Here is a 1,263-nt window from a genome sequence, read left to right as displayed (position 1 = left end):
GACGACTTCCGTGAGGTGGTGGCGGGGCTGTCGTTCGCCGCGCCGCGGATCCCGGTCGTGTCCTGCCTGACCGGTGCCGTGGTCACGGACGAGATGGCTTCCGCCGAGTTCTGGGTGCGGCACGTCCGCGAGGCGGTCCGCTTCCTGGACGGCATGCGGGCTCTGGAGGCCGCGGGCGTGACGACGTACCTCGAACTCGGCCCCGACGGCGTGCTCTCGGCCCTCGGACAGGAGTGCGTGACGGGCGACGGCGCCGCCTTCGTGCCGGCCCTGCGGAGCGGACGCTCCGAGGCCGAGACCGCGGTCACCGCGCTGACCCAGGCCCATCTGCGCGGCCGGGAGGTGAACTGGGCCTCCCTCTACGAGGGTTCGGGCGCGCGACGGGTCGAGCTGCCGACGTACGCCTTCCAGCGCCAGCGCTACTGGCTGCAGCTGACCGGCACCGCACGGACCCGCGGCGGCCACGACGAGGACGCCCGCTTCTGGGACGCGGTCGAACGCGAGGACCTGGGCTCGCTCGCCACCACGCTGGACGTGGCCGACGAGGACGCCTGGGGCCAGGTGCTCCCGGCCCTGTCGGCCTGGCGGCGTGGCCTGCGCACGCAGTCCGAGGTGGACCGCCGGCGGTACCGGGTGTCGTGGCGGCCGCTGGCCGACGGCACGTCCGGTGCGCGGCTGTCCGGCTCGTGGCTGGTGGTGGTTCCGGCCGGCGGTGTCGACGACTCCGCCGTGGTGGACGCGCTGGCCGGGCGCGGTGCCGACGTCAGGCGCGTCGTCGTGGAGGCCGGCGCGGACCGGGCGGCCCTGGCCGGGCTGCTGGCCGAGTACGACACCGAGCACGTTGCCGGTGTGGTGTCGCTTCTGGCCCTGGATGAATTCGCTGGTGTGGTCGCCACGGCTGCTCTTGTGCAGGCGTTGGGTGATGCCGGGGTGGAGGCGCCGGTGTGGTGCCTGACCCGGGGTGCGGTGTCGGTGGGTCGTTCGGACCGGCTGGTGTCCGCGGTGCAGGCGCAGACGTGGGGCCTGGGCCGTGTGGCCGCGCTGGAGGTGCCGGAGCGGTGGGGAGGTCTGGTCGATCTGCCTGAGGTGTGGGACGAGCGGGCGATGGGCCGGCTGGTCGGTGTGCTGGCCGGTGGCGCGGCTGGTGAGGACCAGGTCGCGGTCCGGTCGTCGGGTGTCTTCGGTCGTCGTCTGATCCGGGCTGCCGGTGGTGGCGCGGGTGCGTGGGAGCCGTCGGGGACGGTCCTGGTCACCGGTGGTACG

Annotated in this window: 1 pseudogene; it reads left to right on the top strand. The window is 74.3% G+C overall.

Going from position 1 to position 1,263, the window contains the following annotated elements:
* A pseudogene (locus tag IF43_RS37470) lies at positions 1–1,263 on the top strand (polyketide synthase); the annotation flags it as partial.

This window comes from Streptomyces sp. NRRL S-87 (genome assembly GCF_000719335.1).
In the GTDB taxonomy this organism is placed as follows: domain Bacteria; phylum Actinomycetota; class Actinomycetes; order Streptomycetales; family Streptomycetaceae; genus Streptomyces.
The sequence above is the reverse complement of the archived record's forward strand: the minus strand, read 5'-3'. Positions and strand labels throughout refer to the sequence as shown.